This is a genomic window from Halorubrum sp. C191 (assembly GCF_002727095.1).
In the GTDB taxonomy this organism is placed as follows: Archaea; Halobacteriota; Halobacteria; order Halobacteriales; family Haloferacaceae; genus Halorubrum; species Halorubrum ezzemoulense.
The window spans coordinates 1-17,446 of the sequence record NZ_NHNZ01000046.1 but is presented as its reverse complement, the minus strand read 5'-3'; the positions used below and the strand labels follow the sequence as shown (position 1 = coordinate 17,446).

11 protein-coding genes are annotated in these 17,446 nt (G+C 56.0%); 2 read left to right on the top strand and 9 right to left on the bottom strand.

The annotated features are described in order from the left end of the window. Window positions 1-97 precede the first annotated feature (97 nt). The 8 genes from Z052_RS03565 to Z052_RS03530 form a co-directional block, all read right to left on the bottom strand. Window positions 98-3,940, bottom strand: a complete 3,843-nt coding sequence (locus tag Z052_RS03565) for a hypothetical protein (protein ID WP_099288832.1) — start codon at window positions 3,938-3,940, stop codon at window positions 98-100. Next, a complete protein-coding gene (locus Z052_RS03560; RefSeq protein ID WP_050023653.1) occupies window positions 3,937-4,557 on the bottom strand; it encodes a BREX protein BrxB domain-containing protein in 621 nt (206 codons plus the stop codon). The genes Z052_RS03565 and Z052_RS03560 overlap by 4 nt, the downstream gene beginning before the upstream one ends. Next, window positions 4,554-8,300, bottom strand: coding sequence for a hypothetical protein (locus Z052_RS03555; RefSeq protein WP_099288831.1), 3,747 nt, complete (start codon window positions 8,298-8,300; stop codon window positions 4,554-4,556). The genes Z052_RS03560 and Z052_RS03555 overlap by 4 nt, the downstream gene beginning before the upstream one ends. Continuing rightward, window positions 8,300-9,136, bottom strand: coding sequence for a BrxA family protein (locus tag Z052_RS03550; protein WP_099288830.1), 837 nt, complete (start codon window positions 9,134-9,136; stop codon window positions 8,300-8,302). Before Z052_RS03550 ends, Z052_RS03555 begins: the two co-directional genes overlap by 1 nt. 444 nt (window positions 9,137-9,580) lie before the next feature. Further along, entirely contained in the window at window positions 9,581-10,039 is a 459-nt protein-coding gene (locus Z052_RS03545) for a hypothetical protein (RefSeq protein WP_099288829.1), read from the bottom strand. Window positions 10,040-10,708: 669 nt separating this feature from the next. Then, window positions 10,709-12,067 (bottom strand): hypothetical protein, encoded by a 1,359-nt coding sequence (locus Z052_RS03540; RefSeq protein ID WP_241897886.1) that lies wholly within the window; start codon window positions 12,065-12,067, stop codon window positions 10,709-10,711. A 224-nt stretch (window positions 12,068-12,291) separates the two neighbouring features. Next, a complete protein-coding gene (locus Z052_RS03535; RefSeq protein WP_099288827.1) occupies window positions 12,292-13,509 on the bottom strand; it encodes a poly-gamma-glutamate biosynthesis protein PgsC/CapC in 1,218 nt (405 codons plus the stop codon). Continuing rightward, a complete protein-coding gene (locus Z052_RS03530) occupies window positions 13,506-15,545 on the bottom strand; it encodes a CapA family protein (protein WP_241897885.1) in 2,040 nt (679 codons plus the stop codon). Before Z052_RS03530 ends, Z052_RS03535 begins: the two co-directional genes overlap by 4 nt. 161 nt (window positions 15,546-15,706) lie before the next feature. On the opposite strand from Z052_RS03530, the gene Z052_RS03525 reads away from it, so the two are divergent. Next, window positions 15,707-16,528 (top strand): recombinase family protein, encoded by an 822-nt coding sequence (locus tag Z052_RS03525; RefSeq protein ID WP_186279059.1) that lies wholly within the window; start codon window positions 15,707-15,709, stop codon window positions 16,526-16,528. Between the two features lie 170 nt (window positions 16,529-16,698). Here Z052_RS03525 and Z052_RS03520 read toward each other — a convergent pair whose 3' ends face one another. Next, the gene (locus tag Z052_RS03520) at window positions 16,699-16,935 is read right to left on the bottom strand and encodes a hypothetical protein (RefSeq protein ID WP_099288825.1); all 237 of its coding nucleotides are present in this window, start codon (window positions 16,933-16,935) and stop codon (window positions 16,699-16,701) included. Between the two features lie 103 nt (window positions 16,936-17,038). Here Z052_RS03520 and Z052_RS03515 point away from each other — a divergent pair, with 103 nt between their 5' ends. Continuing rightward, the gene (locus Z052_RS03515; protein ID WP_099288824.1) at window positions 17,039-17,413 is read left to right on the top strand and encodes a hypothetical protein; all 375 of its coding nucleotides are present in this window, start codon (window positions 17,039-17,041) and stop codon (window positions 17,411-17,413) included. The last annotated feature ends 33 nt before the right edge of the window (window positions 17,414-17,446 follow it).

Below are 17,446 nucleotides of genomic sequence, written 5' to 3'. Positions count from 1 at the left end.
GGTTCAGAGAGAGTTGTGAGTTAATATTAACATATACTCTACATTTACGATAATTAGCGTATTCCAATTAATTATTTAAATATTACTGTTTCCTATCTTAATTAGGCAACTCTTCGACGAGAACGATGCTTCCCGTATTAATATTGTCGAGTCGCTCCTTTACATCTTGAACCCGTTCTAACACGATCTTCGATTCCGAAAGCAACTCATCCACACGCTCCTCACTCGGTCGCTCATCAGCATCAACGACTGCTGTAACTTCATCGGTCACGTCGGCATTCGGTAGCTCTTGGCGTAGCTCTTCGGCGACCATCTGAAGTTCGGCCCACGCATCGTCGTCTGCATCCGGTGGCTTCGGGTCCTTAGCACGCTCAATGAGCTGGCGCACGCGTCGCTTCGTGGGTGGCCGCGAAGAGGCGAGCGCAGTCTCGACAGTCTCTGTCGTCGGCGAGTCTGGATGCTCCTCACGCAACTCTTGACCTGCTTCCTGTAGCTGAGACCAAGGACTCGCACCACCAGTGTCGTCAAAGAGTTCGCGAACCTGCTCGTACGTCTCAGCCTGCTGGGCGACAGTAGAGTCAACGAGGTCACCTTCCGGGAGATCCCCACCGTTCCAGACTGTCTCGAACACATCTTCCAAGTCGCCAAACACGATGTCGTCGAACTCGTCAGTAGCACTATCGACGATTCCTCGAACGTCGTCCTCGTTCGACCGGAGCCAAGCGCCCAGATCGTCGCAGATGGCGTCAGGGTCGGACTCAGTAGTGGCGTCTCCTGTGATTCGCCGGTACTGCGCCGACATTTCATCGACGCGGTGGCTCGCTGCGTCCTGGAGCCGTGACTCGACCGTCGCAACACTAGGGACAGTATTGCTCTCCGCTGTCTCCCGCATACCAGAAGTCACCGAGGCGTTCGGATAGCGCGACGTCATCGTGTCCAGCTCGTCGCTGAATAGCTCCCAAAGCGTCTTCCCGTCTTCCTCGACGCCGAAGAGCTCACGAGCGTCCGCGAAGGTCTTGGCCTCCTCGAGTACCCTGTCGAGATCATCTTCACTTCCCAAGTCGGACGTGGACAGTTCGCCACCACTGAGAGCCGGCTCGATTGTCGCCTCGAACGAATCGAGCGTTACGTCGAACTCCCTATTCGCTCCCTTCAGCGTGCGTTTGACGGTCGCGCTGTTCGCATCGACCCACTGTCCGAGCTCACTCAGCCATTCGTCTGGCCCGTCACCTTTCGGTTCCTCCCCGAGTAGCACAGTGAACAGTTCCTTCACCGTCTTCGGGTCGATAATCTCGACGCCGAAGCGGACCTGGAGTGAGGTCAGTCCGCCCTTGGTACGCACCTGTCGGCCGATTGCGGCAGGGTCAGTCACGTACTCGGTATCCTGTTTGAGTGCGAGCGATTCGATTGAGGTTGCGAGCGTGATGAGGAGCGCCGCGATCGACTCCTGAGGCGTCCCACGGTAGTCGCCGTTCACCGTCTGGGTTTGCTGGAGGAGCGTTTCGACGTCGACCGACTTCTGTGACTCGTACGTGTCGATGAACTCGCGACACCAGCCGGTGTCTGCGATCTCAGCGCTGGTGGTGTCGACGCCAAGCATCGCTGCGTCCCCGCCCGAGAGCGGCCATTCTCCGCTGCCGCGGAAGAACTTCGCCATCGCCTTCGCGTCGTCGACCTCGACGAGCGGCCGTGAGAGCGTCTTCCGAGACGACCCGAACACGGCGTCGACCTGGTCCCGGACGACATCGTCAAGCACGCTGGAGCGTGCGCCGCGGTGTTCGTGGACTGTGTACACCGATGCATCGTCGAGGATTTCGGTAACCGAGGTTTCGAGGCGGCGCTTGTCAGTTCGGTGTTCACGCTCGAGGTCCTCGTGAGACTCGGTCTCCTCGTCTAACACCTGTCCCATCCCGATGACGTTGCGAATCCGCTCGAGCATCGTCTCGGGCACGTCGATGGTGATCAGGACGTGTTCGCCACCATCCGGGCCGTCATTTACATCCTGCCACGTCTCGACCTGCTCAGAGACGGTGTCGTGTTCGTCTGCCAGCACACGAACGCGTAGCGCATCGTACTCCGGGGACGGCGCTCGGTCGACCGGTTCGAGGATCGAGTAGTCGTACCGCAGTGGGACGAGGCGCTCGTCGCCGACGTCGGCCTCGTGACGGCTACCGTCGCTGCGGAAGAAGTCATCGCTCTCGCGCAGTCGCGTCTCTACCCACGCCGACAGCTGGTGCGGAGAAATCTTCGCGGCCTTGTCCTGCGCACGGCTGAGAATGCTCTCTTGTTCCTCAGAGACGAGTGTGTACACTTCGTCGCCCTGGTCGTTCGTCTCGGTGAGGGCCTTTTGCTTGTCGACGAGCGTCTTCAGGCCTGACTCGGTTCGCCCGACCACTTCGTCGACGGACGCGTTGACATCGTCGACCATCAACCGACCGAGGTTTTCCGGCGTGGAGGGGACAGCAGGCGTCTGGTTCAGGAGGTAGAGTCCTTTCGCGAGGCGGACTTCCCACGCATCCTCGTCACCGTCGAACGTCGGTACGAGCGTGTTGTCGATCATCTCCTGGACCCACAGCGGAAGGTACGTCGTCTCCTCGACCAGCAGGTCGAAGAGGACGTCCCACGTGACGAGCGACCCCTCCTCCTTCGACGCCCACCCGAACTTGGTGAACAGTGATCTGACCAGAACGAGCAGCGCTCGCCCCTGGATGTAGTCTCGGTCGGTTGACCGTCCCTGCGTAATGAGTTCCTGCATTACCGTTCGCAGGAGCGACAGGTCGTACTCGCGGAACGGGTAGGACTCGATAGAGTCTGGGTCCGCACTCGTCACCGAGGAGTACGTATGAAGTAAGAGGTCGGGCATCGACGCCACCATCGACTCGACACGCTCCCTACCCTCGGGATCGGATTTCTGGAGCCACCGTTTTCGAACGATAATCTCCGTGTCTGCTCCTTCGAGCGGAACCTGTTGGTGTGTCCAGTGGTCTTCGGGCGGCTCACCGATGAGGCTCTCACGCGTATCCGGGAGTGAATACTGACCGGTGGTGACGACGACTGGATTCGGGCCGCGCTGGAGCGCTTCCATCGTCTCTTCGAACTCTCGATAGCGATGGCGGCTGTCGCCGACGAACAGCGCAACCTCGTCGAGGCCCAGTAGCAACTCAGTCTGCTTGCTCCCGCCGTTCAAGGCGTCAATCGCAGTCTCGACCCGCGAGACGAGATCCGCTGGGTCGAACGCTTCGGGTTCAACGTCCTCTTCCGCAGTTTCGATTGAGGACTTCACGCCCGAAGGGCTGTTGAGCTCTGTACCGGATGTCTCTGCCATCGCCGGCAATGCGTCGTAGAGCCAACTGCGTAGCGAGGCCCGTTCGGAGAGCACATCCTCGAACGTCTTTCCGTCGTGTTCGAAGTGCTGAAGCGACTCCCAAACGTCGTCGTACTCCATGTCAAGCGTCCATGCCCACTCGAGCAGCCAGTTCGGGTCAGTCGGATACCCGAGTTCACGGCCGATCGCCTCGAAGATGAGGAACGGCAGCGGGGGCTCTTTCGACGCGTCGCGGTCGAGCAGGTTGAGGAAGACCGGCTTCAGGCGGTCGACGTGTGAGTCGGTGATAGATTGCTGAAGTTCATCGAAACCGGGCCATTGCTCGGCCAGCCTATCACCTAGGTAGGCGAATTCCGACTCGTCGTCAGCAAGGAGGCCGACTAGCTTCAGGAGGTGAGTCTTCCCTGAGCCGAACGTCGCGTGGATGTAGAGAAACCGTGCGGCCTCACCGGGATGTGTCTTGATAGTCTCGCCGAGTTCTGTGAGAACCCGCTCGGCACTATCCGTTTCGTAGAACTCTCGGACGTCGGTTTCGGCCTGTTCTCGGGCGTTGACTTTCTGTACTTCTTCGAGTTGTCGAGTCGGATCGCTGTGGAAGAGCTCGTCGATAGTCATTGGAGATGTACCCCCTGAATCTGCCCGTCAATCTGGTGGGCTGGGTAGTAGTGCCGCGATTCGCCACCGAAGAAACTCAATTTCCCACCGACGACGTCCCCAGGGAACGGGATACCGATGGTGGACTTGACGTTCCGCCGGTCGAGTTCGTCGAGCAGTTCTGACGCGCGCGTGAATGGATACAGACTGCCGAGGTTGAGCAGGAGGACCACGTGGCTCTGGGTCTCCAGTTGTTCTTCGCTCAGCTCGTGCTCGACCATCTGTTGAACGAGTTCCTCGGCGAGCTGATCTTGCATTGTCCCCTCGATACGCTCGCCTGGCGACGTATCGCCGTCAAGGTCGGCTAATGGATCGCCCAGATCGACGAGGAGTTTGTACACGTCAGTCTGTGGAAGGAGTTCGTCGAGCCAGATTGGCTGAACAGTAACCGAGTCCGGGATCTCTGGTGATTCTATTCGGCCATCCGACCAGGTTTCCAGACGGTCTGCTACTCGGTGTTCGACCGCTGGCTCGACGGCAGCGATAACGAATGGATTGCGAATACCGTGCTGCCCCTGCGCGAACGTACGCAGTTTCTCTTTAAATTCGCGGTACGGCGACGAACTGCCTTGGCTCATCGAATAATCACCCCTTCGTCTGTCTCCTCGATCTCAAGGTCTTGCTGTTCAACAAGACGCTCCAGACGACGATTCAGCTTCTGCCGATCGTCCGGTACGATTCCGATCTGGTCGATGTTGTCGGGCGTTCGATTACCTACGATCGACGATAGTTCGTCGAGTCGGGAACCCAACTCAGTCGGACTATATCCGACGGCATCGGCAAGGGGTTCTAACTGCGCTACGTCGTCCGTTACTTCGATCACCTCGTCTGAATCTACATCACTCGACAGCGTCGCGATGGCGTTCTCAATCGTTTCGTACCACTGCTGGAGATGGCGCATTGGCGTGATGTATTCGCCCTCAAAGGCGATATGGACGCCTGCTGGGAGATCGGTAGCCGGGAGCACCCAGGGGTGCTCTTCGATACGGTTGACCAGTTCACCCAAGCCACGTTCGTCAACGAACGTGTTCCACGACCGGTCAAGCTCGGGAACGAGATCAGGAACTAATTCCCCGGACAGCGTACTCCACCCGTCGGTCGTCCACCAATCACCGTCGAACGACGATACCGCGGACGAGCGAGATGCGATGGCAGATTGAGCGTCCTCGTCAATCCAGCTGAACCGACGATTCCCGATTGTTAGTACCGCGTCAAGCTGTTGTAGCGTCGAAAGTCGCCGGTTCCAGACGTCGATCACCTCTTCGACCCACTCCTGTGTATCGTTCGTCCGGTCGATAACGCCCTCGATACCGTCGTCTTGTGATTTAACGGTTGAGATGCGTTCATCGGTCGCCTCGATTCGCTCGGTCAACTCGTCGGCAAACGTATTGAGTAATTCGGCGACTTCGTCAGTTCGAACGTCTGTATCGACGACCAGAGTGACGTCTTCGCGAAGTCCGGTAAGCTTCGAGAGAATCTGCTGGTTGGCTTCTTGGAGGTGGATGAGGCCATCTGCGACCGTTTCGGTCGTTTTCTTGAAACCGCCCTCTGCCAGAACATCTGCGGGCGACTTCCATTTGAGTAATTTAAGCCTCGTCGTCGAGAGACTGTCGAGGTCAAGAACAGCCTCGTCTTCGAGCGTGTTTCCGTCTTCGTTAATAGGGAGTAGCCGTCCTTTACGACAGAAACCCCAGATGATCGCACAGAGTGCAGGCCGTGCCTCGTCGTAGAACGGCTTCTGGTCGACGATACCGTCGAGGACCGTATTCATGTTGAGCCCCTCATCACGGTCTTTCAGTTGTCGACCAGTAAGGGACATAACGTTTCGCTGGATAGTCTGTTTCCCTTGGTTCCCATTCTGGTTCGACGAGGGGACCTGAATCGTTCGCGCCCACGCGGGCAGCGGTGTATCGCTGTCGAGTTCGCCTAGCTCGCGCAATCGACTCTCGTCGACTTGGAGCATCATCGGGTGGAAGTCGTCGGGGAAGGCGACATCGACCGTGGCCTGAACTGCTTTCGAAAGACCGCCGATTGCCGTCCGATCTTTCACATTGTACGAGCCGCTCATCATCGTGCTGGTCAGCTTACTGCGGACTGCGTCTGCACGCTGTTCGAGGTCACGCTCAACCGCCTTTGGTGCGTCTCGAGTCGCAATTGCGTCGCGAAGCGCCCACCATTCGACCAGTCGCTTTCGTAGGTCTTGGAGACCATCAGTGTCTATCTCCCAGTACAGCGTGTCCTCATCGTTTTGTTCGGAATCTGTGTCAGGCCGAACGCCCTGAATAGCGAGCCCAATATCTAGACCCCCCTCAGACAATCTTCCTGTCTCGAACGTCGTTCCGTCGAGTTCGAAGTGATACGATACGGGGTACTCGTCGCCAGACTCACCGTACGGAACTGACTCAGGAAGAGGCAGGTCTTGGATGATACGTTCCCAGAGATGGTCGTCTAGCGTTTCGACGATGTCGTCCCAGTCTGGGTCTGCCTCATTCTCCTCGGTATCGTCGTAGATGAGGCGCTCTTCCTGTGTTGCGAACCGATAGCGGGGTCCGCTCTCGTCTTGGGTTGGTCGGATAAACTTCTGAAGCCGATCGAGTGAATCTTCAACGCGATTGGTTGTACTGATCCAGGATTGGCCGTTCAGGTCGTCCATGACGGCAACTGCGATGTTCCCCTCGTTCAGTGGGACGATTTCGTGAACGTGCTGAAGCAGGAGTACCGCCTTTGCGACGTCGAGGTCAAACGGTTGGATTTCACTCTCTTCGTCGTCTACCTCGTCAGCGATACCGGTCGTCTCGTCGGGGCCCTCGACGACCCGCATATCCTGCGGAAGGATTTCGCGCAACTCAGGCTCGATCAGCTCAAAGAAGTCGACCAAGGAGACGATGTGGTCTTCCTCGCCTTCGTCGACCCAGTCTGTCAGTAGCCCGTGCATGAGCGCAAGGATGGCCCGTGCTGTTCCAGAGAAGATAGACTTCGCTGGGTCGTTCGCCTCCCGACGAAGGTTGAAGAGAATTTCGAGGAACAGTGGCGCGTGATACGGGAGGAACGGATAGAATTCGACGAGTTCCTCGTCGTCGATCGCGTCAAGCGGCGGCTTCGTGTTCTGCTTAATCTCGTTATAAACGAGCGACTCAGCCGGTTTCACACTGGCATCGTCGAGGACGCGGCGAGCTGCGTCTTCACCTGTTGTTGACTTCTGGAACAGTCGTCGTTTGGCGATGTCACCGACGTGCTTGCTCGGGAGCTGGTACCGGTGTGGGAACCGGTCTTTGACAATACTGAAATCAGCGCCATGCGCCGCGAATTTCGGTTGAACGTCTTCGATTTTCGCCTGTGCGGTTGCGACGAGCTGAATGTCGCCATTCCCGATGGCGTCGACGTTCTCTGCAAGCGTCTGAAGCTCAGTGAGGCGCTCGAAATCGGTTCCGATGAAGAGGCTCACCTCGTCGAGCAGAAGAACGAGCTTGACCGGCTCGCCGAGTTCCTCTTCACGGTCTTGCCGGAGGGATTCGAGGCGACTGACGACCTCTTCGGGATCAATATCTGAAGGCTGGAGGTCGGTATATCCGTCTCGCGTGCCCGTTACTTCCTCGAACAGCCCTGGGAGCACTACGTCGGAGAGAGCGCTGTACTGCTGGATGTCGGTCCAGAGTTCTGCCTCCTCCCATTCGTACTGCGGCGATTTTGGGGTCACTCCCTCGACGACTGATGCCGCTCGGTCTTGCCGCTCAGACCATGCTTCAGTCGTTCGGTACCAGTCTTCGAAGTACGCGACGTCAAGTTGCGAAGACAACCCAGTGGAGATCCCATTATCGACACCCGTGAGGATCGGGTTCTGGTGGGCATGCCGAAGAACGATCTCACTGAAACTTCGTTGCTTCTGCCCCTGGTACTTCAGCAGGTTCACCGAGATAGGGATAACGTGATACTCGGAATGAACGGATTCCCACTGGTTTTGTAGTATATTGAGGCCCTCGTTCGTCGACGCATCCGGGAGGAGTTCTGTCCAAACTTTGTCGGAGCGGTTTTGGAGCCACTGAGTATCCAACAGCCCGTCCAAGACTGTTAGAAGGTGGCTCTTCCCGCTTCCATAGTACCCATAGAGCCAGTAATTCGATCCCGTACGCATGTCCTCTGCTTCACCAAGCAACCGGTTGATGAAGTCTTCGAGGAAGCGCTGGGAGTCGGCCGTAACGTGGTATGATTCGATAGCCTGTTTGCGGTGTTGGTTCTCGTCCGCGGACTGGTCATCGCGGTCAATACGCACCGATTCCTCGAAATCCTCTGGTAAGTCTTCAAACCACGTTGTGTCGGTCATTATTGGACTCCCTCACTGGTAATTGATGAGTATGGCTCGTCAGTCGGCCGTAGTTTGAGACTCCCGTGAAGTTCGACAAACTTCCATGCCTCCGTTTCTGCTGCCCGATTGTAGATTTCCTCCCAACGGGAACTCGGCTGGAAGAGGTATTGGAGCCCGATTGGTGATTTGAACCATTCTTCGCCGCCTTCCTCGTACGAGTAGCCTATTGCGACGAGGAGTGGCGTATCTCCGAGTGATGGCGGGTCACCGACGACCGTTTGCTGACTCTCCAAGACACCGATTTCGCGCATAATCGATCGGAATCCTTCACACCATCTCTTCGTCGTTGAGTCGGCATAGTCAAAGGGCGTCTTGTCAATGTATTCGAACTGATCTAAGACAGATGTGAGCGCCTCATTAGAGAAGTCAAGAGGGTCGGGGAAGTCCTCAGCAAGGCGTCGGGCGTATTCGTGGACAGCGTATTGAACGAGCGCGTCATCGGCGACCAGATAAGGGTAGAGTACTTGTGCTTTGTCTCGCGATGACAAGCAGGTATCCAAAACAGCGGGGAGGTCACTTGGGCTGGGGAGGGTGGCGGGTGCGTTTTTGAATCGTGACGAGAGAACGCGGTATATCTTCTGTGAACTCCCCTTTGTACTGCGGTTCGCACGGCGTTCCTCGAACCAGACTTCCTTGACCTGGTTCCAGTTTCCGTGTTCACAGTACAGCCGAGCGATCTCTTCGGCTCGATCGGGTAAGAGGCCGCACATGGTCAAATCCATGTTGACCTCCTCAGGAGAGAATGTGCGGGAAAGAGACGGCGGCCCGCTATCGCCGCCTGGCAGTGTGTTCATACTACGGCAGATTCAGCCAACGTACTTTACTATTTGTCATATCAATACCTTCTCGATCCAGTTGGGAAAGAGGCACGCAACTCTAATCAATCGATACAGCGATGGACCGTGGGCCATCGGTGTTCGGTTAAGCCCCAGTCGGAAGTTAGTGGAGTTTGAGCGTCGGTCGCTCCCGCCGCGTGCGCCCGACTCAGGCAATCTTGGACCGCATAGAATATTACGAGAGTGTTAACCGAACATGGATGATCAAGAGACTCCGACGAGATGCGATTCTGTGGCGATAGCCTGTGGGATACATCGGATTATACCTCAACTCGCAGAGGCGCGGAACTCTTAACGAGGCAACGAACTAGCCGGAGAACCGGTTTCGTTCTATAAATGCGAAACTCCAGAATGCTCTAATCCAACATCCCGATATAGTAGGGTGAGACGTTCGGTGTATCCTCAATCCTGCTCTAAGCTGTGAGCTGGCAGGTCGATCAGCACATCAGGGTCACAGTCGAACGGACTCGGGAGTTCGTCAACGAACGCTCGCACGAATCCCGTAGTTTCCGGTTCGACGATCACCTCAGCATCCGCATGAACTGTCTCACCATCCTCGTTCTCGTAGGTCGTGGGGACGAGTACAGGGACGCCCTCAGCAAGATACTCTTTCGAGACCTCGCGTAGTGCCTCACTCTCCGTATCAAGGTTTCCGTCCGTGTCAACCGTCCCGACGACCTCACCTCGCTCGTGATTGATTATCTCGACCTTGAGGACCTCGTGCTCGTCGGAGTCATCTTCGTCACCAGCGTTCGCGGCTCCCTCGGCAACGGCCCACCCGAAATCCTTCTCCATCCACTCCGCAATCTCAGCACTCGTCGCGTCGGGGCCGGGACGTTCGGGCCGTTTTGAGTCGTCCATGGTAGAATATCTTTCCTGACTGTATTTAATCGCTGGTGACGGTTTGCTAGTCGCCTCTGAGTGCCCATAGCGCCATATCTAGTATGTCGAGACTCACGTCGTACTCCTTCGCTATCGCCCAGTATGCGCCGAGATACAGTAGATAATTCTGGACAGTCGGGGTATCAGGCATTTCGTCAGACAGATATCCGTTCTCGTACAGCAGATCTTATGCTTTCCAGTCAAGGACGGTGAAGCGGTCGGGGTTCATGAATAGAAGGAACGCAGACCCATCCGTTCTGCTACCCCTGTTATTTCAGTCAAGTGTGTCAGTTTTTGTCCCAGTGAAGAAGCAGCATCTGTCTTCTCGTTTTGCGAGATAACAAACGTCTTAGACGCGTTTGCCGTTTGACTCCGAGGCGGACTAAGGATCCACAGCTTGACTATCACCGTTGAGGGTGCGGCTGGCTCTAGAGACGCACCCATCAGGGTAGGTTTTTTGAGCGCCAGCGATCGGTTCCGGCGCTACAGGAGCGAGAGCGACAGCAGGTCCCAGTCCGTCCGCGTTTCGAGGTGAACCGTACTTCTGTGGAACAACCATTCCGTCATTCGACTGGGGCACGGTAGGGGCGGAAAAAAGTCGTGAGTTGTTGAGGAACAATAGGCGGCTATAGAAAAATTGCGTGAGAACTACGAAACTGGTACTTCATCTGGCCTCTCAACCGACGACCCGCCCTGTGCTCGCGAGTCGATTTCTGAATCGATCTCCCGCATGAACTCGTCAACAGTGTTTCCCATCAGTATCACGGGTCGACCGCGATTGAGCAGCCGGTCTAACACGGCTTCTGGATCGGCGTCAGCGTCTATCTCCGTGACCTCGCACTCCGTTTCCTTTGCGAATACGGAACTGTCACTACCCATCACGTATCCAGCATCGATGATCCCCTGTTCAGCAAGGTGATCAAAGTACGAAACGAAGGAGGCAGTTCGACCGCGTCGATCTGGCCGCAAGAATACAAATGGTGTGATGCGATCAGAGTTCTCAAGAGCTTGTCTAACCGCTTCAGTGCTCTCGACGTCGTTCACCTCTGCTGCATTAAAAATGAGTCCGTTCGGGACAGTAGTCCATGCCGGCTGAATCTGCTCGAGATACGCTCGGATCTCATCCGAAGGAACAGGGGATTCACCGACAGCTGTAAGGGTGTGGTTCACCGAGTGAGCTGTCTCCGCCCCAAGTAGTCCCTTGTGCTCTTCTGGGATTGCTACTTGTTCGATTGTCGCCTCTGTGGCCGTGATCTCATGTTCCAGATACTCGTAGATGACCGGATGCTGTTCACCGCACACGATGTGGGCATTGGGCGGAACTGATTTGGCAAACGACCGTGCGATTTCTGCTCGGGTTTCACCAAGTGTGTCCTGATGATCACGCCGAATATTAGTCAATATAATAACGTGTGGATCTAGGAATGATTCGTTAATCAAACGTGTCGTGTACTCTGTGATACCTTGATTTTCAAAAATTGCGACATCTTCAGGGAAGTATTTCGCGAGCTTAGGTACATACTCTCGAAAAACGTCGATATTCTCATATAGGGTTGTTCTGGGTCCTTCGCGGTTCAACGGGACTACGCCACCGTTGTGGATCAGGTGGGGTTGATTTCCAGTAATTTTTGTTAATGTGTCATATCCCCGTCGCCTAAACACATCGTCAAGTCGGCGAGTGGTCGAAGACTTTCCACGAATGCCAGAGACAACTATCCGTGTGTCTATCTTCTGAATCGTCCGACGGTGTTTGAATCCCCGAATTGGGAGCGTAGCTAGGGAACGAAGCGCCGCCAGTACGGAGGTTGAGCCGACATCAAACGCTGATGATTGTTGGTTCTGGTTCCGCAGGAGGAACGCCGTTTCTGTAACGCTGGCAGCCGCACAAAATGACGTGGCTGCCGTCACAGCATCGGATTTGGCCTCGTATGTCGCCGTCGCTCGCGCAAGTACATGGTCGCCATCAACAAGCACCCACTCGTACTGGCCGCCATTATTGATGGTCATACACTGTACGTCAGTAACCTGGGTACTCGCTTGAGAATCATTGAATTGTTGCTCCGGCAGATCTTCGACGACAGATGCTGCTGCCCGGACGTGATTGACTGCCGAGCGAGCCTGTTCGGGTGAAGAAAACGTCTCTGTAGACTGGCTTAAGACGCGACTGTTGGTTCGCAATCGCCATCGCCACCCCGCAGAGGTATCGTACACCTCAAACCGGCTATCATGGGTCATGTATCTATCTCTCGCGACGTTTCATTGTTGATTGCGGCAGCATCTTGGGTATTATCAGACTGATTCAAAATAGACTGATCAGAAATTCTCTCTTCGTCGGGTTTTCGGATTGTTCGCCACTCAACATATCCGAAGCACACGGCGACGATGCTCAGGCCGACTATTATCTCAGTGAGACCAAATTGGCGGGGGAATCCCCTCGGAAGGACTGCTCCGGTGAGTCTGGTCAAGCACAGCAAGAAGACGAACGATCCAAACTGAAGGGGGACGAACAGCCGTCGACTAGCCGGCTGTGCGACGTGAATGTTGTACGCGTTTACCCCCGCTAAGATACCGACAAAGAACGCTGAAAGACCACGTGTAATCCCCAGTTCAATTGACAACGGTATGGCTGCGACGATGCCAAACGCTGCGCCAATGCCGACGAGCACACGCCCATATAGCAACGACGAACGATGGACCAGTTGTACAGCAATATATGAAATAACGATGAGACAAATGTATAGAAAGACGAGCCGGCGGTCAGCGAGCGAAAAGATCGCAAGCAGTGCCACCGAAACAACTCCAATTCGGATGTCGTACCGCTCACGGACACGCTCTGATAGGAGCATTCCAACCGCGAACAACAACACGGTTACAAGTCGAGGGAGGATGACTGGCGACAGGGGCTCATTGACGGCGACACCTTTCCAGGTTGCCACATCTGCTGTACGCGAGTAGAGCGTAATGGGCGCGGCAGTCGCAAGTGTGGGTGCGAACTCTGCTGAGACAAGAAACCATCCAAGCCCGAACAAACATACGAACACCACCGCTGCGGTCAATAGATCCCAATAACGGGTCTCGTCATCAAGCTGGTGATAGTTGTATGCGGCAAGGCCAGGGAGAATACTCCCGATAAACACAACAGTCTGGAAGAGATCCTGGATGAGAAAGCCGAATGTCAGGAAGATTGTGACCGGTATCAGGCTACCAATCAGGATTGCGTAGATCAGTTCAGCCCGGCCGTAAATCAACGTCTTGTTCTTCAACAGCCCGAGTCCAAGATACGCGACGGCACTGCTAAGAACGTAGATTGGGAGCATTACAAAACTTTTGAGAGTGTACACGGCGAGAATCGGTATCGCAATCGTACCGCCAAGTCGGTACCCATACACCTGTGTCAATCCCGCCACTGCGAGGAGCCCGAACGCGGTGACGATGACAGCGACGATCATTGCCAGCGCACCTCGCCGTCAACTGGGATTGTGCTAATAGTTGCCCCCGATGGACCTCGGATGGTATCGAACTGCCTCCCGCCTTTGACATCAGCCGGTTCCCACTCAACGAGACTTAACGAATCAAACGCCGCCCGCAGGACATCGACTCCGTCAGGCGGACTCAAAAACAGGAAAACATCGATATGTGTGGCATCGACAGGACGCTCTAATTCAACTGAGAAGTTAGCCCATTCACGCTCTGTCGGCGCCAGCGACGTTTCCTGTGATTGGAACGAACTCCCAGATGTATCGTCGTACCACGAGACTAGTAGCCGAAGCTCTCCATCCGCGTTCGTTCGGTATGTTCCTGATAGTGTGAACTCCTTATTGGAAACTGGCAGACGGTTCCATGGCGACAATAATGCTCGATTCTCGTTTGCTCGAACACGGACAAGTTCGATACCACCAGAGCCATTCTGGCCAATCGGTTGATCACTACTACGTGATTCACGACCGTAGCGCCACAGCGTTCCCTCGTACGCGTCGCTGTCAACATCGTGATCATCGAACGACCCGGTCATGAATCGTTCACGACCGAGCTGTACCGAGTCATCAGAGTCAGTAATCCACCCACGCACTCTGCGTTGGATTCCACCATCGAGGGTTAATTGTTCTCGTGGAGGCCGTTCGACACTAGGCTGGTACGTTAGTGTATCATCAACAATTGTGAATGAACTGTCTGAGAGTCCGGCGAGTTCCCATGTCAGCCGGTTTCGGAGTGGTCCGGTCACGCCCCGTGGAGCGTACCCTTCAATGAGGATCGGTTCCGCTCGTGCCGACTGGACTCCGTCTGGAGTAACAGTCACCTGTAGGACGAACGATCGATACGTGGCCCACAGGTTTTGATCAAAAAAGAGGTTCCCCATCGACCACGCGATCAGCGCGCCGTCACGGGCCTCGAGGCCTCCCGACACGTGTGGATGATGGTTTACTACTAAGTCTGAGCCAGCAGCGATCGCGGTATCTGCCAGATCTTGAAGTTCCTGTGTCGGCGTCCGTTGGTACTCCTCGCCGCCGTGAATCTGTGTCACGACTATATCCGCACGTTCGGTCGCAGCCTGTACGCCGGCACGGATCGTCTCAGGCGTCGCTTCAGCAACCCCCGCACGATCTTGGACCGTGAGCGTTTCACCGTCACGGTCGACTGTGTACGTCGCAGTCGTCTCATCAGCCGCCCAGTCGCGGTCATACTGTCTGCCCGCTGTCGTTGTTACCGAAACGAAGCCAACGGTTACCCCATCACGTTCGAGAACGGCCGGGGAGATAGCGGTGGAGGGCTCCAAACCGGCGCCGGAGTGAGCAACCTCGGCCTCATTGAGAACCGCAACTGTCTCTTCGAGCCCCGGTGTGAGAGCATCGAAGGCATGTGTGTTCGCAAGTGCCGCGTAATCGATGCCGGCATCAGCCATCGCCGCTGCAGCGACGGGATGGCTGGTGAAAACAAATGCCTTCGACGGGTGACGCCATTCTGATGTTGTTAGCGGCGTCTCAAGGTTTATTGATGTAATGTCTGCGTCCCCGAGGAGCGGCGAGACCGAATTGAGCAATCGGTCATGAGAATCACGGCGGTCACCCGGTTGTAACCGGTAGTAAAATCGCAGCGGATCGTCTCTTGGTTCGTAATACCGCCGTCCAAACATCGCGTCCCCACCGAACGCTAAGCTGACTGCCTCCTCTCTCGACTCTAGTGTGATGTTCCTCGTCGATCCTGGTGAGAGTGCCCTTGTAACTGAATTGTATTCTGGGTGGTCGAAGCGAACCCAAGCTGGGAAGCTGTCGAGAGAAATGTTGTATGATCCATCAACATCGGAGGTAGTTCGTGCGATTTCGCTGCCGTTTCGATAAGCGGTCACCGACGCGTTTGATAGCGGATCACTTCCTGTGGTGACAGTCCCGGTAGCTGTCGTCTTGCCGCCATCGCTATCTGAGACTATTTTCCGAAGTCGGTTAGAACATCCAGCAAGAGAGGCCATTCCAGCGGCTGAAAGTCCCAAGTACCCTCTTCTATTCAACTTAGATTATTTATTTTCTCTACATATTTGAGACCAACGATGTGTCGGAGGCGTTCTTTGCTCAACTTTGTCGAAAAGGTAGTGGTTTACACGGAACCGCAAAAACACCCACTTGTTTAAGTTAGTGGCACGTCCTCGAAAACATGAGCGAAAACGGACCCGCAACCGCGGCGATCTACGCCCGGGTCTCGACGTCGGATCAGGACGTGTCTCGGCAGCTCAACGAGACGCGTGAACACTTGGATCGTCTCGGTGTCAAAGACGTCGAGGAGTATCCGGAGATCGTCTCCGGCGCCGCTGACACCGACACTCGCGAGGTCTACAACCAACTCCTCGATGATGTCGAGAGTGAGGAGTTCGACCTCGTGGTCGTTCACGAGATTAGCCGACTCTCCCGGCTCGGCCCGACTGAGATTCACGAATTCATTCAGCACTGCTTGGAACACGACACCGGCGTTGAGGCCCTCGACGTCGGCCTGAAGATTCACGTCGACGACGGCGAGCTCCAGCAGACAATATACAGCATGGTCGCTCGGTTGATGGGCGACCTCGCCCAGATCGAACACCAACAAAAGCTCCAGCGGATACGGTCTGGCGTCCGCGCTGCACAGTCTGCCGGAAAGTGGACTGGGAGACCACCTGCGGGGTTCGTTGTCGAAGATGGCTACCTCCGCGTTGATCCCGCCGAATTCCTACATACCCGCGAGGCCCTCGTCCGCGTCGACCGCGGTGAGTCGTTCGCGAGTGTCGCCGACGACACCGGCATCGCTGAGTCGACGCTCCGGAGCCTCCAACAGGATCGCCGCGACCTTTACCTCGGCAGCGAGGCCGAGGACAAGCGCGTCGACGACGCACTCACCGATGTCCGCCCGCTGGAGGATGCGCGGGCCGAGGATCCCAATCTCGAAGAACTGCGCGAACGCGTCGAGCGGCTGGAGGAGGCCACCGATATCGACCCCCACTGACGCACACCCTACCTCCTCAAACCCGAGTCGTGCGTATGTGTCGAATTAGCTCTATTAAAACTCTCAACCGGCGATCTGTCCTCAACCATTTGCTGAATATAGAGTGCGAATCGGCCGTGTACTATCTATCAACCAGGTGGGTTCGCCAACAGTACGAGCACGTAACAATCCTATCCAGCAAAGTCGTCAACTGCTGGCTGTATATAATCTAACTCACGGAGCCGGTCGAGCAACTCATCGTCGGAGACTGCTTCGCTGACTGCCATACTCAGGTCTTCGTTACGCTGTTCAAGGACACTGAGAAGTTGTCTCGCAGTCCTAAGTTTGTAACTTGCGTCCGGGTTGTCCACATCCTCTTGAACCTCTCCTAACAGCTCCTTCATCGTCGTGAGCACATCCACTGCCATGAGTTAACTAGGAGGACGAGTGTCATATAGATAACTGGTGATGGCCCACGGACCGGCACTCGGCGAGCGAAGGGCTTTGTCCGGTGACACCGAAGCGCACCACATGAGCAGAGCCGTTTCCGTCGCCACGGCGTTTCTCGTCGGTGTCTGTGTGTTCGCGTGGCTCGCAGGGCCAGTGCTGGAGGCTCGGTTCGGTGCTGAGGCGTTGTTGGTCGCCTATGGGGCCGTAGCCGCTGGAACTGTGGCCACGACGTACGTACTCGTCCGTCGGGTCGACGCCCGGCTTTCGGGAGGAGAGACTAGCGGAGACGAACCGACAACCGCCAACGAGGTCGACACGGCCGACAACGATGGGCGAAACGCGAACGCTGGCGAGGACGAGACGCTGACTGTCCGGCTCGACGATCTGGACGATCTCGACGTGGAACGAGAGGTTCGACAGCTGAAGGCCGAACGCTCTGGCGGTGATGAGGACTGACGCGTCGTTCATCGACTCATACTCACGGACATA

Coding starts and splice junctions, on each gene's coding strand:
- Z052_RS03550 (WP_099288830.1), bottom strand. CDS start 9,136: ATGAACACACTGCCAGGCGGCGATAGCGGGCCGCCGTCTCTTTCCCGC.
- Z052_RS03555 (WP_099288831.1), bottom strand. CDS start 8,300: ATGACCGACACAACGTGGTTTGAAGACTTACCAGAGGATTTCGAGGAA.
- Z052_RS03565 (WP_099288832.1), bottom strand. CDS start 3,940: ATGACTATCGACGAGCTCTTCCACAGCGATCCGACTCGACAACTCGAA.
- Z052_RS03535 (WP_099288827.1), bottom strand. CDS start 13,509: ATGATCGTCGCTGTCATCGTCACCGCGTTCGGGCTCCTCGCAGTGGCG.
- Z052_RS03515 (WP_099288824.1), top strand. CDS start 17,039: ATGAGCAGAGCCGTTTCCGTCGCCACGGCGTTTCTCGTCGGTGTCTGT.
- Z052_RS03545 (WP_099288829.1), bottom strand. CDS start 10,039: ATGGACGACTCAAAACGGCCCGAACGTCCCGGCCCCGACGCGACGAGT.
- Z052_RS03520 (WP_099288825.1), bottom strand. CDS start 16,935: ATGGCAGTGGATGTGCTCACGACGATGAAGGAGCTGTTAGGAGAGGTT.
- Z052_RS03540 (WP_241897886.1), bottom strand. CDS start 12,067: ATGACCATCAATAATGGCGGCCAGTACGAGTGGGTGCTTGTTGATGGC.
- Z052_RS03560 (WP_050023653.1), bottom strand. CDS start 4,557: ATGAGCCAAGGCAGTTCGTCGCCGTACCGCGAATTTAAAGAGAAACTG.
- Z052_RS03525 (WP_186279059.1), top strand. CDS start 15,707: ATGAGCGAAAACGGACCCGCAACCGCGGCGATCTACGCCCGGGTCTCG.